Raw genomic sequence first — 14,237 nt, 5'->3', positions numbered from 1 at the left:
ATGAGGGGCCTGCGCTTCCTACTGCTTCAGCACGTCAGCCCATTCCGCGTGGCGGCGGAACTGGGCGTTGGCGAACGGGCAAAGTGGGATGATCTTCTTGCCTGCCGCGCGGGCATCCTCCACAGCACGGGTGACGAGCCGAAGCCCGGCACCCTGGCCGCGAAACGCATCCGGCACTTCGGTGTGGTCGATGATGATCTGGTGTTCGCCGATCTTGGTGAAGGTCATCTCGGCCTCGGCGCCACCAGGTCCGCGCAGTACATAGCGCCCTTTCGAGCCGCGGTCTTCCAGTTCGATTTCAGGCAGTTGGTCGGGCATGTCTAAACTCCCTAGGCGACCCCGGCGAAAAGCCGCCGGGCTCCTTCGATTTCATTTGGCCGCACCTCGTGCCCGCCTTCGTGCCATTCCACTGTGACATCGGCACCGTCTGCACGCAAATAGGCCTCGAGCCGCGTCGTCAGGTTCGGCGGGCAGATCGGATCGCGCTTGCCGGCGGTTAGCAGCATGTGGCGACCGGCGAGGCTGCCGTTTACCTGCGGTTCGAACGGGATCAGCGGATGCATCAGCACCGTAGCGTCAAACAGCCCGGGCTCGGCGAACACCACGGACGCCAGTATGTTGGCGCCGTTGGAATAGCCGAGGCCAAGCACCGCCGAGGGTTTCGCCGCTTCGACATGTGCCTTGACGAATTCAGCCATCTTGCTCGTCCCCCGCGCCAGGTCGTCCATGTCGTAGACACCCTCGCCGGTGCGGCGAAAGAAGCGCGCCGCGCCATATTCGGACACATCGCCGCGCGGCGAGATGATGGTGGCCTGGGGCACGAGATCGCGCCCCGGCGACAGAAGCTGGCTCTCGTCACCGCCGGTGCCGTGAAAGACGAAAAGCATGGGGCCGCCCGGCGAACCGGGCAGCACTTTGTGGATGTAAGCGTCCTTGCTCATGGCCTTAGCCTTCCAGCTTCTGCAGATGCTGTTCGAGATAGGGCCGCAAATGCTGGTGCTGCGTCGGCAGCTTCAGCGCTTCTCCCAGATGCGCGGTGTCCTCATCCCTGTCGAAACCCGGCTCGTTGGTGGCGACTTCGAACAGAACGCCGCCCGGCGTGCGGAAATAGATCGCCCAGAAATAATCGCGGTCGATCACCGGCGTCACCCCATAGCCCGTATCCATCAGCGCCTTGCGCACTTCGAGCTGCTTGGCGCGGTTCTCGACGGCGAAGGCGACGTGATGCACCGAGCCGGCGCCGAGATCGGCGAAGGCCGCGGTCGGCAGCGATTCGATGTCGACGACATCGGCGCCATTGCCGTTCTTCACGGCGAGCCGCCGGACATTGCCTGATTTGTCGACTTCCTCGTAGCCCATGAATTTCAACAGTTCCTCAGTGGCGCCGCCGTCCTTCAGCCTGAGCGAAACCGAGTGAAAGCCACGGATCGCTTCGTCGGCCGGAACACCGCCTTTCGCCCAGGGCGCGCGGCTATCGGCCTTGTCCTCGACGAGCGCGAAACCGTCGCCGTCCGGGCCGGCAAAGCTGAGCCGCTTCTCACCAAAACTCTCCTCGCGGGAAACGCCGCTCACGCCTTCGTCGGCGAAGCGCTTTTCCCAATAGGCGAGTGTGCCTTCCGGCACGGAGTAGACCGTGGTGCCGACTTCGCCGACCCCGTGACGGCCCTTGCCGATGTTGGGAAACGGAAAATAGGTCATCACCGAACCGGGCGTGCCGGCCTCGTCGCCATAATAGAGGTGGTAGACGTCCGGCGCGTCGAAATTGACTGTCTTTTTGACCCGGCGCAGGCCGAGCTTGTGGGTGAAGAAATCATTGTTCTGGCGCGCATCCTTGGCCATCGAGGTGACGTGATGCAGGCCCTTGATCTGGTCGAGCATGTCTTGCTCCTTCCCTTGGTGTTTCGTGCGGCCCTTGCCGCTGTCCACGCCAATATGAGGACACGACCGACTGCGGCAAAGGCGGCAAACACAGAATGGACTGTGCTGTAAAAGTGAACAATCAAAAGAGATTTGTTCACCAATCGACTAATACGGGCGGTCTTGCGCCCTTGCCGGAAATCGGTTCCATGAGTTGCGTTCGACCATGCAGCGAAAGGTACCACGAGTGACAGGAAAAGCCCGGCGCCCGAATGTTCTCCTGATCACTTGCGATCAGTGGCGCGGTGATTGCCTGTCGGCTGCCGGCCATCCCGCGGTGAAGACGCCGAACGCCGACGCGCTGGCCGCCGAGGGCGTGCTGTTCAAGCGCCACTATGGCGGCGCCGCGCCCTGTTCGCCGGCGCGCGCCTGCCTCTACACCGGCCTCTATCAGATGAACAACCGCGTCTGCCGGAACGGCACGCCGCTCGACGCCCGTCATGGCAACATCGCCCAGCACGCGCGCAGCATAGGCTACGATCCGACGCTGTTCGGCTATACCGACGTGTCGCTCGATCCGCGCCTGCTGGCGCCCCGTGATCCAAGGCTGAAAAGCTATGAAGGCGTGCTGCCGGGATTCACGGCGCGCCAGCTGCTGCCCGAGCACCAGAAGCAGTGGCTGTCCTGGCTGAAGCTGCAAGGCATCGATGCCAGCGCCGGATTTCCGGACATCCACCGTCCCGTCGATGAGGAAAACGACGCCGACGCAGTGACCGAGGCGCCGCCAATCTATTCGAAAGACCATACGCCGGCGGCTTTCCTTGTCGGTGAGTTCCGCCGCTGGCTTGGCGAGCAGGAGCAGGCCACGCCCTGGTTCGCGCATCTCTCCTTCATCAGCCCACATCCACCCTTCATCGTGCCGGAACCCTACAACACACAATACGATCCGGCCGACGGCCCGGCTTTTCACCGCGCGGAGAGCTGGCGGGCTGAAGCGCAAAGCCATCCCTATCTCGCCTATGATCTCAGCCGGCAGAAACGCGCGAAGTTCCGCCCTGGCGCCGCGGGCAAAGTGCACGACTGGAGCGAGGATGATTTCCGCCGCATCCGGGCGATTTATTACGGCATGATCTCGGAGGTCGACGCACAGCTTGGCTTGATATGGCAGGCGCTCAAGGCTTTGGGTTCATGGGATGACACCATCATTGTTCTCACCTCGGACCATGCCGAGATGATGGGCGACCATTTCATGCTGGGCAAGGGCGGCTACTTCGACGGCAGCTACCACATCCCGCTGATCATTCGCGACCCGCGACATGGCAAGGCGGCTGGCAGCACGGTCGATCGCTTCACCGAGGCGGTAGACATCTTCCCCACGCTTATAGACCTGCTTGGCGAGGCGCCCGAACCGCATCTCGACGGATGGTCACTCAAACCGTTCCTGAGCGGTGGAACCCCCGCCATCTGGCGTGACGCCGCGCATTGGGAGTTCGACTTCCGCTCGATCGCGGATGGCGAAGCCGAAACGCATTTCGGCATTGCCTCGCGCCAGTGCAACCTGGCTGTCATCCGCACCAAGAAATTCAAATACGTGCATTTTGGCGGCGGCTTGCCACCCTTGCTTTTCAACGTCGAGACCGACCCTGGCGAACTGACCAACCTCGCCACCAGCCCCGCGCATCTGTCCACCCGTCTGGAATTCGCCGAGCGGCTTCTCGCCTGGCGGGCCGAACATCTCGACCAGTCGCTGGCGCTGGCGGAGCTGACGGAAAATGGCGTGGCGGGACATGTGAGCAAGGCAGCACGGGAATAGGGCAGTAAGGCAGTATGTTTGGATACATCGGCACCGACGCCGCACCCTACTGCCCTACTGCCCTACTGCCCTACTGCCCTACTGCCCTACTTCACAATCATCCGCTGCTGATCGCGCTTCTCGGCATAGCTGCCCTTGTCATAGGCAGGCTGCGCCTCGAGCTGTTCCTTCGTGAAGGTGGTGTAGAGATATTTCTTGCCGTTCTTGTCGGTCATGAATTTGAGATTATCCAGGCCGACCGCCACTTCCTTCTCGCCGATGCCGAGGAAGCCGCCGACATTGACGATCACCGCATCGGTCTTCTTGTCGGGCGTCAGCACGACATCGCCGATCTCCCCGACCTTGGCGTCATTGGCGCCATAGACAGTCGCGCCCTTCAGATCGTCACCCCTGATCTCACCGACTGGCATCTCGGTCAGCGTCGACTTGTCGATGGCCGCGGTCTGTGTCTGGTCGGGAGCGGTGGCATCGGGGGTCGTAGCAGCAGGGGCCTCGGCTGTCTTATCCGCCGGTGCGACAGCAGGAGCGGCCGGAGCCGGCTCATTTGAAGCCGTCGTTGCCGGCAGCGGATCATAGGCCTTGCGGTTGAAATCCGGCTGCGCCTGCAGCTCTTCCTTGGTGGTCTGGGCTACCAGCCAGCGGTCGCCGTTCTTCTCGGCCCACTGCGCCTTGTTGAAGTCATAGGTGACATTCTTGGCGCCGAGGCCGAGGAAACCACCGACGCCGATGACCAGGGATTCCGCCTTGCCCTCTTTGCTCAGCACGATGTCGTTGACGCTGCCGATGTTCTGCGCGTCATCGCCGGTACCGTTGTAGACGGTCTCGCCAATGATGTTGGTGGCAAGGTTGCCATCAGCACGCTTCACCGGCTCGGCCGGAGCGGCGGCAGGAGCTTGTGCGGTATCCGTGGCCGAAGGCGCCGTGGGCGCTGCCGCATCCGTCGAAGCGGCGGGTGCCGGCGCGGGTCCATAGGTCTTGCTGTCGAATTCCGGATGCGCCGTCAGTTCGTCCTTCGTGGTCTGGGCAACCAGCCAGCGGTCGCCGTTCTTCTCGGCCCACTGCAGCTTGTCGTAGTCGAAGGCGACATTCTTCGCCCCGACGCCCAGAAAGCCACCGACGCCAATGACGACGGATTTCGCCATGCCGTCCTTGTCGAAGACGACATCGCTGACCTTGCCGATGTTCTCAGCATCATCGCCGGTACCGTTATAGACGGATTCGCCGATGATGTTGGTGACGATGCTGCCTTCGGCGCGTGGCACTGGAGCGACTGCGGCAGGCGCCTGAACGGCAGGAGCGTCGGCGGGAGCCGGGGTCGTCGCGGTCTGCGCAAAGGCGCCCGTCGCGATCAGCGTTGCGAGTGCGGTCGTGGCTAAAAGGGTGCGTATCATGATAGTCTCTCCTGGTGCGTGATTTCATGCACGCCGCGCCCGATTGAACCGTCGCTGGGAAGACCGGGCGCGGCATCTCTACGGGTTCACAACGTCGTGACCATGCCGTTGTTCCGACAAAACTGGCGTGGATTTCGCGTTGGAAAAACACGCAGCAGTTGCGACGGCGGCTGGTGAACCCGCGTTGAATTGCACCGTTTGCCAACGGAACCTTTCCCGCATCGGCACGTTTCAGCCTGCGGCTGGGTTCGTCCCGGCTCGTTTGTGACTGACATAACGGAGCGGGGCATGAAATTTGCTGCGGTGCTGAACCGGGATGGCGGCACCTTGCGCACCACCGACCTCGCCGCCTTCTCCGACAGGATGCGTCAGACGCTGGAAGCCGCAGGCCATTCCTTGAGCATTGATGTGGTTGCCGGCAAGGATGTGGTGGAAGGTCTTGACAGTGCCGCTTCGCGCCGTGCCGTCGATGTCGTGCTGGCCGCTGGCGGTGACGGAACCATTTCAGCGGCGGCCGCAAGGCTGATGGGCAAGAAAAAGGCGCTTGCCATCCTGCCGGCCGGCACCATGAACCTGTTCGCGCGTGGCCTCGGCATTCCGCAGTCGCTCGATGCCGCGCTGAAATCCTTAGCTGACGGTGGGATCATCGCCGTCGACATGGCCACCGCCAACGGCCGGCCCTTCGTTCATCAATTCTCGGTCGGCATGCATGCCAAGATGGTGCAGTTGCGCCAAGGAATGGAATTCGGCTCGCGCCTGGGCAAGATCGGAGCTTCGGCCAAGGCGGCGTGGGCGACGATCAAGAATCCGCCAGCGATGAACGTCACGCTCACCATCGGCAAGGCTGAGATGACGGCGCGCATCTCAGGCATCGGCGTCACCAACAATCTGTTCGGTGAAGGCCATTTGCCTTATGCGGACAACCCATCGGGTGGCGTGCTCGGCATCTATGTCACGGTGGCGCAGCAGCGCGCTGAGCTGGTGAAATTCCTCTTCAATGTGGCGCGCGGCAAATGGCGCGACAACGAACATGTCGAAATCCATCAGGCCGATCGCACCGTCCTGAAAATCCATTCCGGCAGCAGAAAGTTCCGCGCCGTCATGGATGGCGAACTGGTCAGGCTCGAGCGTGAGACGACGATCGAAATCCGGCCCGGCGCGCTGAATGTTCTGGTGCCGACCAGCATTGCCGAGGCAAAGGCCGCCTGATGCAATCTCGAACGATGACGGCCGAAGATCTAGCCGCTCGGCGCGCTTCCCTGCTGCGTCGCTGGTGTCTTGGTCGCCTCACCGTAGATTTCGGCGATGCCCCAGGCAGCAAAGGCGAGAAGCAGCGCGGCGATCAGGATGCGCAGGCCGTGCCAGCCCCACCGCCCCTGCCGCGCTTTGTCCTGAGGAATGATCTTGGCCATGGCCGGTCCTTGTCTCGCTCCGCGTCCGTGGGCGCGTTCGGCAAATCACGGTCGGGTAACGGTTCCTCGCTAGGATGGTTCCGGGAATGCCACCTTGTCGTGGGCCGATGGATCGGCAAGACGGCGAAGACCGGCATGGGCATTTGGGGATTGGGGTGAACAGCAAGGTGGAAATAGGGGCGAGCCTGCCGGCCGAGGTAGCGCTTGCGGTCAATGCCGAAGACCGGCTGGCCGTGCTGCATGGGCTCGATATTCTGGATACGGCGGCCGACCCGGATTTCGACCGCGTCAGCAGCCTTGCCGCGGCGGTAATGCAGGCGCCGATCGCCCTGGTCACGCTGGTCGATCTCGAGCGGCAATGGTTCAAGTCGTGCTTTGGTCTCGACCAGACCGAGACCGCGACCGACATTTCCTTCTGTGCCCATGCCATCGCCGCCGGCGACGATCCCATGGTGGTGACGGACGCGACGACGGACCCGCGCTTCAAAGCCAACCCGCTGGTCACCGGCAAGCATCATGTGCGCTTCTATGCCGGCGCGCCGATGGTGGTGGCAGGAGCCAGGATCGGCACGCTGTGCGTGCTCGACCGCAAGCCGCACGCCTTTCCATCGCAGGTCAAGCTCGACCAGTTGAAGACGCTGGCCGGCCTCGCCGCCAGCCTGTTCACCTTGAAGGACGCGACCCGCAACGGCGCCATCGCCGAGGCCGCCCTGGCGCGCGAGGAGAAGCGGCGCGCCATCGCGCTCGACGCGGCCTCGCTTGCCAGCTGGGCGTGGGATATCCGCACCGACATGATCGAATGCGATGTCCGGCTGTCGGAACTGTTCAACCTGCCGCGCTCGACCCGTCTGCGGGCGCGCGACATCCTGACCGCCATCGATCCGCGCGACGTCTACCAGACCGAAACCCGCTTTCGCGATGCCCTGTCCGGCAGCGATGACTATTTCGGCGAATACCGGGTGAAAGGCTTTCATCCGCCGCGCTGGGTGGCGACGCGCGGCCGCGTCATCGAGCGCGACGGCGATGGCAAGCCGACGCTGATCTTCGGCGTCAACTACGACATCTCCGAACGCAAGCTCGGCGACGAGCGGCAACGGCTTTTGCTGCGCGAACTCAACCACCGTGTCAAGAACACGCTGGCGACCGTCCAGGCGCTGGCGACGCAGACCGTGCGTCATGCCCGCCAGCCGAGCGAATTCCTCGAGGCCTTCGGCGCCCGGCTTCAGGCGCTGGGCATCGCCCACAATCTCTTGTCCGACCGCGAGTGGCGCGGCATCGGCATCCGCGAACTCGTGCAGATCGAGATCAGGCCTTTTGACACCGCCGACCAGCCGCGCATCACCATCTCCGGCGCCGACCTCTTGCTGTCTCCCGATCAGGCCGTCGGCCTGGGACTTATCCTGCACGAACTGGCCAGCAACGCGCTGCAATATGGATCGCTGTCGATTGCATCGGGCAAGGTCGACGTCGGCTGGAAGACACAAGGCAGGAAGGGCCACCGGCGCCTGGTGCTGACCTGGCGCGAAAGCGGCGGACCGGCAGTTGCCCCGCCGCAGCGCCACGGCTTCGGCTCGATCCTCATCCGCCGCAGCCTGGCCAAGGTCATTTCAAGCGAAGTGACGCATGAATTCCGGCCGGAAGGCGTCTTCGCCGAAATATCGATGCCGCTGGAAGATCTGTCCAAGTGACGGGACCATAATCCCGGGCGCCGGTGTTACTTCCCCTCCCCGCCATCCGGATCGTCGGGCTTCACATTCTCGCGGTAGATGGCATAGGCGGCGAGCGCCACGGCCGGGCCTAGAATGACGCCGAGACCGCCTTTTCCCTTGAGCAAAGCCGGCAACACGGCGAGTGCGGCCGTGATGCCGATCGCCTTCATGTCGGCGCTGCGCCGCCTTGCCTCGCGGCGGGCGCGGGCGCCGGACATCAAGCGATGGATCAGCAGCACGAGCCCTGCGATCACCAGGAAGCCGACACCGAAACCAAGTGCTGTCGCGAACGATCCATAGCGGGCCGCGGCCCAGATATAAGCTGCCCCGACCAGGAAGCCGAGGCCGCAAAATGCCGCCAGAGCGGCAATCGCATAGACGATGGCCGCCATGCGCGCGCGACGTATGGCGGCCACGGTTTCACCCGAGGCGAAACCCGAGAGCAGGGATGCCAGCAGACTCATCTGATGCGGAACTAGCGACGCGCGAGCAGCGCGAAGAGGAAGCCGACGCCAGCGGCGATCGCCAGCGACGTCACCGGCTTTTCGCGGACATTTGCCAGCAACTGCGCCTCGATGTCCTTGGCGCTGCCGCGAAGGCTGTCGAACGCAGCCTCGCCCTGAGCGCGCAGCTGCTCAACGCCCTCGGTGGCCGCGCGGCGGGCGGTGCCATAGCCATGTTCACCAGTCTTGGCCAACTGCTTGGTGAGCTTGTCGATATCGGCCTTCAACTGACGGATATCGGCTTCGAGGTCCGAATTTGCCCGCGCCTCGTTGGCGGTCTTCCCTGCGGCGGTTGCCATTGCTTAACTCCTTGTGATTGCTCGATTTCAAACGCGCCTTGCGCCTCAAGGTTCCGGCATCGGGACAAACTAGAGCAACTCCAGGAAAAGTGTGAAACGGTTTTCCGTCCGGAGTTACGTCAAAAAAGATAGAGCAGTTCGCTGTTTCTGTGAAACAGTGACCTGCTCTAGCCGAAAACATGCGCGTGCGCACCAATCGGTAATCCATGGCGAGAGGTGCGTCTTCAGATCAAGGGGCGACGCCCCTCGCCCAGCCCTTCCCAGCCGGCGAGCTGCTTGAGCCCTTCGGAATCGACGACCTCGCAACCACCATCGCGCCAGAGGATCAGCTTGCGATCCATCAGTTTGCGGATCGTCTTGTTGGTGTGAACCAGCGACAGGCCAAGCGTATCGGCGATGTGCTGCTGCGTGATCGGGATCTGAATGGATCGCTTGCCGTTCAGTCCGACGACTTTGGCACGGCTGCCGATGAAGGCGATAAGATAGGCGGCGCGTTCGATCGCGCTGCGGCGGCCGACGCTGAGCAGGTTCTCGTCCAGCATGCGTTCTTCGCGTGACGCGATCCAGGTGATATCGTAGCCGAGGCTGGGATGGTTGCGGTAGAGTTCGTGCAGATTGTCGCGCTCGAAGACGCACAGCAGCATCGGCGACAGGGCCTCGACGGAATGCTGCATTTCCCCCATGACACTGCCTTGCAGGCCGATGAGATCGCCGGGCATGAGGTAGTTGAGGATTTGTCGGCGGCCGTCCGGCAACAGCTTGTAGCGGAACGCCCAGCCGGACAGCACCGTGTAGAGATGGGCGCTGTGGCTCCCTTCCACGAGGACCGTGGCGCCCTTGTCGACCGCCAGTTCCCCGGTCTTGAACTTACTGATGAAGGCGAGTTCCTGTTTTTCGAACTCCCGAAAGACCGGCAAGGGCCGCAACGGGCAATTCTCGCAGGGATACTGTCGGCTGGATAAAGCGCGCCCGTTCTGCCCTGGCATTTCGACCCCTCTTCGAAAGCCTGCCGGTCAGCAGGCATCTTTAAACGTTTTGCCGGGATCGGAGTTCCGGGGTAGAAGGCATGTCTTTTTTAAATGACAACACTCGCAATAGCGATCATGACTCCCGGCGTTTCAAGGAGCCTTCAACTGTGCCCACATTGCTTGACGGATTGCGGATTCTTGTCCTGGAGGACGAATTCCTCATCGCCATGGATGTCGAGCAGCTTTGCCGCGACCATGGCGCCCAGGAGGTGGTGATCGCCCGCGACCTTGCCGAGATCGATGGCCGAAAGGTCGCAACACAATTCGACGCGGCCATCGTCGATCTGATGCTGGGCGGCACCTCGACGCTCGAATTCGCCGCCGGTCTGCGTGAGACAGGCGTCCCTTTCGTGTTTGCCTCCGGCTATTCGGACGCGGACGAGATCAAGGCATCCTTTCCGGGGGTAAGGCTGGTCAGCAAACCGTACTCAGGCGAGGATCTCGTCGAAGCGGTGGCGCTGGCCTATGGACGCGGCTCTCCCGGGTGAGATCGATGCGGCCGCATCGGCTCTTTAGACCTCACGTCAATGCCCCGCCGTCCCCGTAACCTGAGCCGAGATCGCATCGGGACCGTATTCGTCCTCGCCCGAAATCTTCAGGATTTCCTGCAGGCGCGTGCGGGCCCTGCTGACGCGGCTCTTGATCGTTCCGACCGCGCAACCGCAGATTTCGGCGGCTTCCTCATAGGAGAAGCCCGATGCGCCGATGAGGATGATGGCCTCGCGCTGGTCCTCCGGCAATTGCTCGAGAGCGCCACGAAAATCCTTGAGGTCGAGTTGGCCGTGCTGGGCCGGATGCACGGCAAGCCTGGCCGTCATGATGCCGTCGCTGTCCTGCACCTCGCGGCCGCGTTTGCGCATCTGCGAATAGAATTCATTGCGCAGGATGGTGAAAAGCCATGCCTTGAGGTTGGTGCCGGGCTGGAAGCTCTCATGCTTGTCCCAGGCCTTGACCAGCGTTTCCTGGACGAGGTCGTCGGCCTTGTCGGCATTCTGCGTCAGCGACACGGCAAAGGCCCGCAAGCTCGGGATTGCCCCAAGCAGATCGGTCTTGAAGCCTTGGGAGACCGCTGCCATGCCTCAGTCCTTTTTCTGTGCGGGTTCGGCCTGTTCCAGCTGGCTGAGCAACTGGGCAAAGCGATCCGGCACATCGTCGGAGACCAGCTCGTCATAATATTGTTTGAGTTTGCGACCGATTTCGGAGTTCGGCCCGAGCGGATCGCCGGCACCGTTCCGGCGCCTGCCCACGGCGCCAGCCAAAATATCTTTCGTCATGTCCTTCATTTCGCCCTTATATTCCCAGCACTCAGGCCGCTCATATTCAACTCAACACAAGGCCAGCGGCACCCTCGTCTGGTTGCCCATCCCAACGCCAAAACGCCGCTCCCGCCTATTTGTTCCATAGCGGCCGGAACTTTTTCGGAGAATCCGCGTTGTATTAGCGGGGCTTGCAATCAGCTTGACCTGCAATCCGTGCAATCACGTCATTCTGAGGGAGACGTCTTATCATGAGTTTATCCGCCACCATCGCACCGCACCTGCCGTTCCTGCGCCGCTTCTCGCGTGCCGTCTCGGGATCGCAAGAGAGCGGCGACGCGCTGGTCGCTGCGATGCTTGAGGCCATCATCGCCGACGTCGACATCTTCCCCGAGGCATCGAGCGACCGTATCGCGCTCTATAAGGTTTTCGCCAAACTCTTCACCTCGGTGGCCATCCGCGTGCCACAGGAGCAGGCCCAATCGGCATGGGAGCAGCGCGCCGCCGCCAATCTCAATGCGATCGCGCCCCTGCCGCGCCAGGCCTTCCTGCTGGTTGCCGTCGAAGGCTTCAGCGAGGACGAGGCAGCCGAGATCCTCGACGTCGGCGACGAGCAGTTCTCCGAGCTGCTTGCCCAGGCAAGCAATGAAATTTCCCGCCAGGTGGCGACCGACGTGCTCATCATCGAGGACGAACCGCTGATCGCCATGGACATAGAGGAGATGGTCGAGAGCCTCGGCCACCGTGTCGTTGGAACGGCGCGCACGCACGCCGAAGCGGTGACGATGTTCGGCAAGACACGGCCGAAGATGGTGCTCGCCGATATCCAGCTCGCCGACGGCAGTTCAGGCATCGAGGCGGTCAACGAGATCCTGTCGTCAACCTCCGTGCCGGTGATCTTCATCACCGCCTTCCCCGAGCGCCTGCTGACCGGCGAGCGCCCCGAACCGGCCTTCCTGGTGACCAAGCCGTTCAATCCCGACATGGTCAAGGCGCTGATCAGCCAGGCGCTGTTCTTCGACCGCCAAGCGAAGGCCGCTGCATAGGACCGCTTCTTTTCCGGCAGGAATACCCGACATCAAAGGCCGTTCGATGCGATGCATCGGGCGGCCTTTTTCGCAACCCGATCCATCAACGGAGAATTTCGAGAGCTCCACTGCGAACCATTTGCAAGCGCCGTCTTTTTCAGCAAAGGGTGGAACAAACCACATCCACCCACGTTTTCCCTGCATCATTCGGAAGGAGATGAACCATGCTTTACTGGGCGCTCGTATTTCTCGTCGTGGCGATCATAGCCGGCGCGCTTGGTTTCGGCGGCATCGCCGGCACATCTGCCGGTATCGCGCAGATATTGTTCTTCATCTTTCTCGCCTTCCTGGTCATTTCGCTGCTGGCCGGCCTGTTCAAACGGGCGTGAGGGCGAACACCTATCCGAGCGAACACTGGAAGCCGCACCCCTCAAACGGTTTCCAGCCACCGCCGGACGGAGCCCTTCAAAAGGCACCGTCCGGCGGACCGTTTTAGGGGACAGGTTTCCCGGAAATTTCATTTGGGAACCCATTCCACAGTGAGCCGTTCAGCCTGAGTTGGGTGGACAGATCGACCGATGCGCTCCAGGACTGCAGATAGAACGGAAGGCGCACGGAGCGACGAAGTCATCGCCCTGCATCCGGCAGAAAGTGGCATGCAGCTTGGCCGGGCTCTTCTCCACGCACTGCACAATGCCGGCATTTCCGTTCTCTATCAGGATCGCGAGATGAAAACCGTATGGGCTCGCAACATGCGCGCGCCCTGGGCTTCGGACAATTCCGACAGCAATGGCATTTTGCCGATGGCGCAGGCCGATCGCATCAGCGCCGCCAAGCGCGATGTGGTCGCGACCGGCAATCCAGAGCGGCTCGAGATCAGTGTTCCGGTCGAGAACGGCGTCCGCTGGTTTCAGGTTTGGGTCGATGCCGACCGGGGCGACGCCGGTGACGTGCAAGGTGTCGTCACCACCATGGTCGAGACAACCGAGCAGAAGCGGCGCGAACAGACACTGACAACACTGCTGCGCGAGGTCAGCCACCGCTCGAAGAACCTCCTGGCGATCATCCAGAGCATCGCGACCCAGACCGGTCGCTATTCCGATGGCATCGGCGACTTCCTGACGCGTTTTCGCGGTCGGCTGCAGTCGCTGGCCTCCTCCCAGGATCTGGTGACCTCCTCGAACTGGCGCGGTGCGGCCCTTCATGAACTGGTGACGAGCCAGGTCGGCCGCTACGGGACGAACACGTCGCACGGCCTTCGCTTCCGGGGCGCCAATCCCTATCTCAATCCCAATGCCGCACTGCATATCGGCCTGGCGATGCATGAGCTCGCCGTCAACTCGGTCAGCTACGGCGCCCTGTCCCGGCCGGATGGATTCGTCGAAGTGACCGCCAATCTCGACACCGCCGCCACTGGCGAGGTCGCCCTGTCGCTGACATGGGCCGAGACCATAGGAGCCAATGGCGGCCGGGGAAATCAAAAGCGTTTCGGCAGCGTCGCGCTGGAGCGGGTGGTGCCTACATCGCTCAGCGGAACCGCGAGCCTCGACATCGCGGACGGCCGCCTTGAATACCGCCTTGTCGTCCCGCACAGCAATTTCGAGACGCAGTGAGTGGCCCGCGGCAAGCAACGATCCTTAACCGGCTGTTCACCATAAGAGCCGATGCTGTTTTACCCAGATACCGCTGCAACCCCCGGGTTGCGGCACGGTGTGGGGAGGAATGCTTGACAGTCGCCGACATGAACAGACTGGAACAGGCCGCCCGTGTTTCGATGGGCGAATTTCAGGATCCCGAAGCATCCGCGGACCCGCTTTCCCCGCCGCATCACACCTTGCTTTGGGGCGTCGTCCTGGCGGCGGCCGCGACAATTCTCCTCATCGGGCTGTTCCAGCTGACCTGACCGAAATGCCCGCTGGCACCAGTGCCGCTGTTTAGCCC

18 protein-coding genes are annotated in these 14,237 nt (G+C 62.5%); 8 read left to right on the top strand and 10 right to left on the bottom strand.

What is annotated here, in order from left to right; genetic code table 11:
- Positions 1-18: 18 nt before the first annotated feature.
- The 3 genes from JN279_RS07855 to JN279_RS07845 are packed head-to-tail and all read right to left on the bottom strand — an operon-like array spanning position 19 to position 1,878.
- Positions 19-318 (bottom strand): GNAT family N-acetyltransferase, encoded by a 300-nt coding sequence (locus JN279_RS07855; protein WP_095772167.1) that lies wholly within the window; start codon positions 316-318, stop codon positions 19-21.
- Positions 319-329: 11 nt separating this feature from the next.
- A complete protein-coding gene (locus tag JN279_RS07850; protein ID WP_096450936.1) occupies positions 330-941 on the bottom strand; it encodes an alpha/beta hydrolase in 612 nt (203 codons plus the stop codon).
- A gap of 4 nt (positions 942-945) precedes the next feature.
- The gene (locus JN279_RS07845) at positions 946-1,878 is read right to left on the bottom strand and encodes a VOC family protein (protein ID WP_096450938.1); all 933 of its coding nucleotides are present in this window, start codon (positions 1,876-1,878) and stop codon (positions 946-948) included.
- A 226-nt stretch (positions 1,879-2,104) separates the two neighbouring features.
- Between JN279_RS07845 and JN279_RS07840 the strand changes: the two genes are divergently transcribed.
- Entirely contained in the window at positions 2,105-3,670 is a 1,566-nt protein-coding gene (locus JN279_RS07840) for an alkaline phosphatase family protein (RefSeq protein ID WP_202352431.1), read from the top strand.
- A gap of 86 nt (positions 3,671-3,756) precedes the next feature.
- Here JN279_RS07840 and JN279_RS07835 read toward each other — a convergent pair whose 3' ends face one another.
- Positions 3,757-5,061: a PRC-barrel domain-containing protein gene (locus JN279_RS07835; protein WP_096450942.1), complete on the bottom strand. Its 1,305-nt coding sequence runs from the start codon at positions 5,059-5,061 to the stop codon at positions 3,757-3,759.
- A 288-nt stretch (positions 5,062-5,349) separates the two neighbouring features.
- Between JN279_RS07835 and JN279_RS07830 the strand changes: the two genes are divergently transcribed.
- Complete coding sequence (locus JN279_RS07830) at positions 5,350-6,270, top strand: diacylglycerol/lipid kinase family protein (RefSeq protein WP_096450944.1); 921 nt, start codon at positions 5,350-5,352, stop codon at positions 6,268-6,270.
- A gap of 29 nt (positions 6,271-6,299) precedes the next feature.
- Here the strand turns inward: JN279_RS07830 and JN279_RS07825 are convergent, their stop codons facing one another.
- On the bottom strand, positions 6,300-6,473 hold the full coding sequence (locus JN279_RS07825) for a hypothetical protein (protein ID WP_202352430.1): 174 nt from the start codon (positions 6,471-6,473) through the stop codon (positions 6,300-6,302).
- Between the two features lie 155 nt (positions 6,474-6,628).
- Between JN279_RS07825 and JN279_RS07820 the strand changes: the two genes are divergently transcribed.
- Entirely contained in the window at positions 6,629-8,161 is a 1,533-nt protein-coding gene (locus JN279_RS07820; protein WP_202352429.1) for a sensor histidine kinase, read from the top strand.
- A 26-nt stretch (positions 8,162-8,187) separates the two neighbouring features.
- Here JN279_RS07820 and JN279_RS07815 read toward each other — a convergent pair whose 3' ends face one another.
- The 3 genes from JN279_RS07815 to JN279_RS07805 form a co-directional block, all read right to left on the bottom strand.
- Positions 8,188-8,646: a hypothetical protein gene (locus JN279_RS07815; RefSeq protein ID WP_096450948.1), complete on the bottom strand. Its 459-nt coding sequence runs from the start codon at positions 8,644-8,646 to the stop codon at positions 8,188-8,190.
- Positions 8,647-8,657: 11 nt separating this feature from the next.
- Entirely contained in the window at positions 8,658-8,984 is a 327-nt protein-coding gene (locus JN279_RS07810; protein ID WP_069090305.1) for a DUF883 family protein, read from the bottom strand.
- Positions 8,985-9,208: 224 nt separating this feature from the next.
- A complete protein-coding gene (locus tag JN279_RS07805; protein WP_096450950.1) occupies positions 9,209-9,970 on the bottom strand; it encodes a Crp/Fnr family transcriptional regulator in 762 nt (253 codons plus the stop codon).
- 80 nt (positions 9,971-10,050) lie between these two features.
- Between JN279_RS07805 and JN279_RS07800 the strand changes: the two genes are divergently transcribed.
- Positions 10,051-10,500, top strand: a complete 450-nt coding sequence (locus JN279_RS07800; RefSeq protein ID WP_096450952.1) for a response regulator — start codon at positions 10,051-10,053, stop codon at positions 10,498-10,500.
- Between the two features lie 36 nt (positions 10,501-10,536).
- Here the strand turns inward: JN279_RS07800 and JN279_RS07795 are convergent, their stop codons facing one another.
- Together JN279_RS07795 and JN279_RS07790 are read right to left on the bottom strand one after the other, a co-directional pair.
- On the bottom strand, positions 10,537-11,088 hold the full coding sequence (locus JN279_RS07795) for a sigma-70 family RNA polymerase sigma factor (RefSeq protein WP_096450954.1): 552 nt from the start codon (positions 11,086-11,088) through the stop codon (positions 10,537-10,539).
- 3 nt (positions 11,089-11,091) lie between these two features.
- Entirely contained in the window at positions 11,092-11,295 is a 204-nt protein-coding gene (locus JN279_RS07790) for a NepR family anti-sigma factor (protein WP_095201308.1), read from the bottom strand.
- A 224-nt stretch (positions 11,296-11,519) separates the two neighbouring features.
- Here JN279_RS07790 and JN279_RS07785 point away from each other — a divergent pair, with 224 nt between their 5' ends.
- The 4 genes from JN279_RS07785 (at position 11,520) to JN279_RS07770 (ending at position 14,199) form a co-directional block, all read left to right on the top strand.
- Positions 11,520-12,314, top strand: a complete 795-nt coding sequence (locus JN279_RS07785) for a response regulator (RefSeq protein WP_096450956.1) — start codon at positions 11,520-11,522, stop codon at positions 12,312-12,314.
- A gap of 206 nt (positions 12,315-12,520) precedes the next feature.
- A complete protein-coding gene (locus JN279_RS07780; RefSeq protein WP_027031438.1) occupies positions 12,521-12,685 on the top strand; it encodes a DUF1328 domain-containing protein in 165 nt (54 codons plus the stop codon).
- Positions 12,686-12,874: 189 nt separating this feature from the next.
- Positions 12,875-13,909, top strand: a complete 1,035-nt coding sequence (locus JN279_RS07775; RefSeq protein ID WP_096450958.1) for a sensor histidine kinase — start codon at positions 12,875-12,877, stop codon at positions 13,907-13,909.
- A gap of 113 nt (positions 13,910-14,022) precedes the next feature.
- Positions 14,023-14,199, top strand: coding sequence for a hypothetical protein (locus JN279_RS07770; RefSeq protein WP_096450960.1), 177 nt, complete (start codon positions 14,023-14,025; stop codon positions 14,197-14,199).
- Positions 14,200-14,237: the final 38 nt, after the last annotated feature.

It is taken from the genome of Mesorhizobium sp. 113-1-2 (genome assembly GCF_016756475.1).
Taxonomy (GTDB): Bacteria; Pseudomonadota; Alphaproteobacteria; order Rhizobiales; family Rhizobiaceae; genus Mesorhizobium; species Mesorhizobium loti_C.
Note: the sequence above shows the minus strand (reverse complement) of the source record. Positions and strands in the feature narration are given on the sequence as shown.

Excerpts from the sequence above, each read along its gene's own strand:
- JN279_RS07855 (WP_095772167.1), bottom strand. The coding sequence starts at position 318 with ATGCCCGACCAACTGCCTGAAATCGAACTGGAAGACCGCGGCTCGAAA.
- JN279_RS07850 (WP_096450936.1), bottom strand. The coding sequence starts at position 941 with ATGAGCAAGGACGCTTACATCCACAAAGTGCTGCCCGGTTCGCCGGGC.
- JN279_RS07845 (WP_096450938.1), bottom strand. The coding sequence starts at position 1,878 with ATGCTCGACCAGATCAAGGGCCTGCATCACGTCACCTCGATGGCCAAG.
- JN279_RS07835 (WP_096450942.1), bottom strand. The coding sequence starts at position 5,061 with ATGATACGCACCCTTTTAGCCACGACCGCACTCGCAACGCTGATCGCG.
- JN279_RS07830 (WP_096450944.1), top strand. The coding sequence starts at position 5,350 with ATGAAATTTGCTGCGGTGCTGAACCGGGATGGCGGCACCTTGCGCACC.
- JN279_RS07825 (WP_202352430.1), bottom strand. The coding sequence starts at position 6,473 with ATGGCCAAGATCATTCCTCAGGACAAAGCGCGGCAGGGGCGGTGGGGC.
- JN279_RS07815 (WP_096450948.1), bottom strand. The coding sequence starts at position 8,646 with ATGAGTCTGCTGGCATCCCTGCTCTCGGGTTTCGCCTCGGGTGAAACC.
- JN279_RS07810 (WP_069090305.1), bottom strand. The coding sequence starts at position 8,984 with ATGGCAACCGCCGCAGGGAAGACCGCCAACGAGGCGCGGGCAAATTCG.
- JN279_RS07805 (WP_096450950.1), bottom strand. The coding sequence starts at position 9,970 with ATGCCAGGGCAGAACGGGCGCGCTTTATCCAGCCGACAGTATCCCTGC.
- JN279_RS07800 (WP_096450952.1), top strand. The coding sequence starts at position 10,051 with ATGTCTTTTTTAAATGACAACACTCGCAATAGCGATCATGACTCCCGG.
- JN279_RS07795 (WP_096450954.1), bottom strand. The coding sequence starts at position 11,088 with ATGGCAGCGGTCTCCCAAGGCTTCAAGACCGATCTGCTTGGGGCAATC.
- JN279_RS07790 (WP_095201308.1), bottom strand. The coding sequence starts at position 11,295 with ATGAAGGACATGACGAAAGATATTTTGGCTGGCGCCGTGGGCAGGCGC.
- JN279_RS07785 (WP_096450956.1), top strand. The coding sequence starts at position 11,520 with ATGAGTTTATCCGCCACCATCGCACCGCACCTGCCGTTCCTGCGCCGC.
- JN279_RS07780 (WP_027031438.1), top strand. The coding sequence starts at position 12,521 with ATGCTTTACTGGGCGCTCGTATTTCTCGTCGTGGCGATCATAGCCGGC.
- JN279_RS07775 (WP_096450958.1), top strand. The coding sequence starts at position 12,875 with ATGCGCTCCAGGACTGCAGATAGAACGGAAGGCGCACGGAGCGACGAA.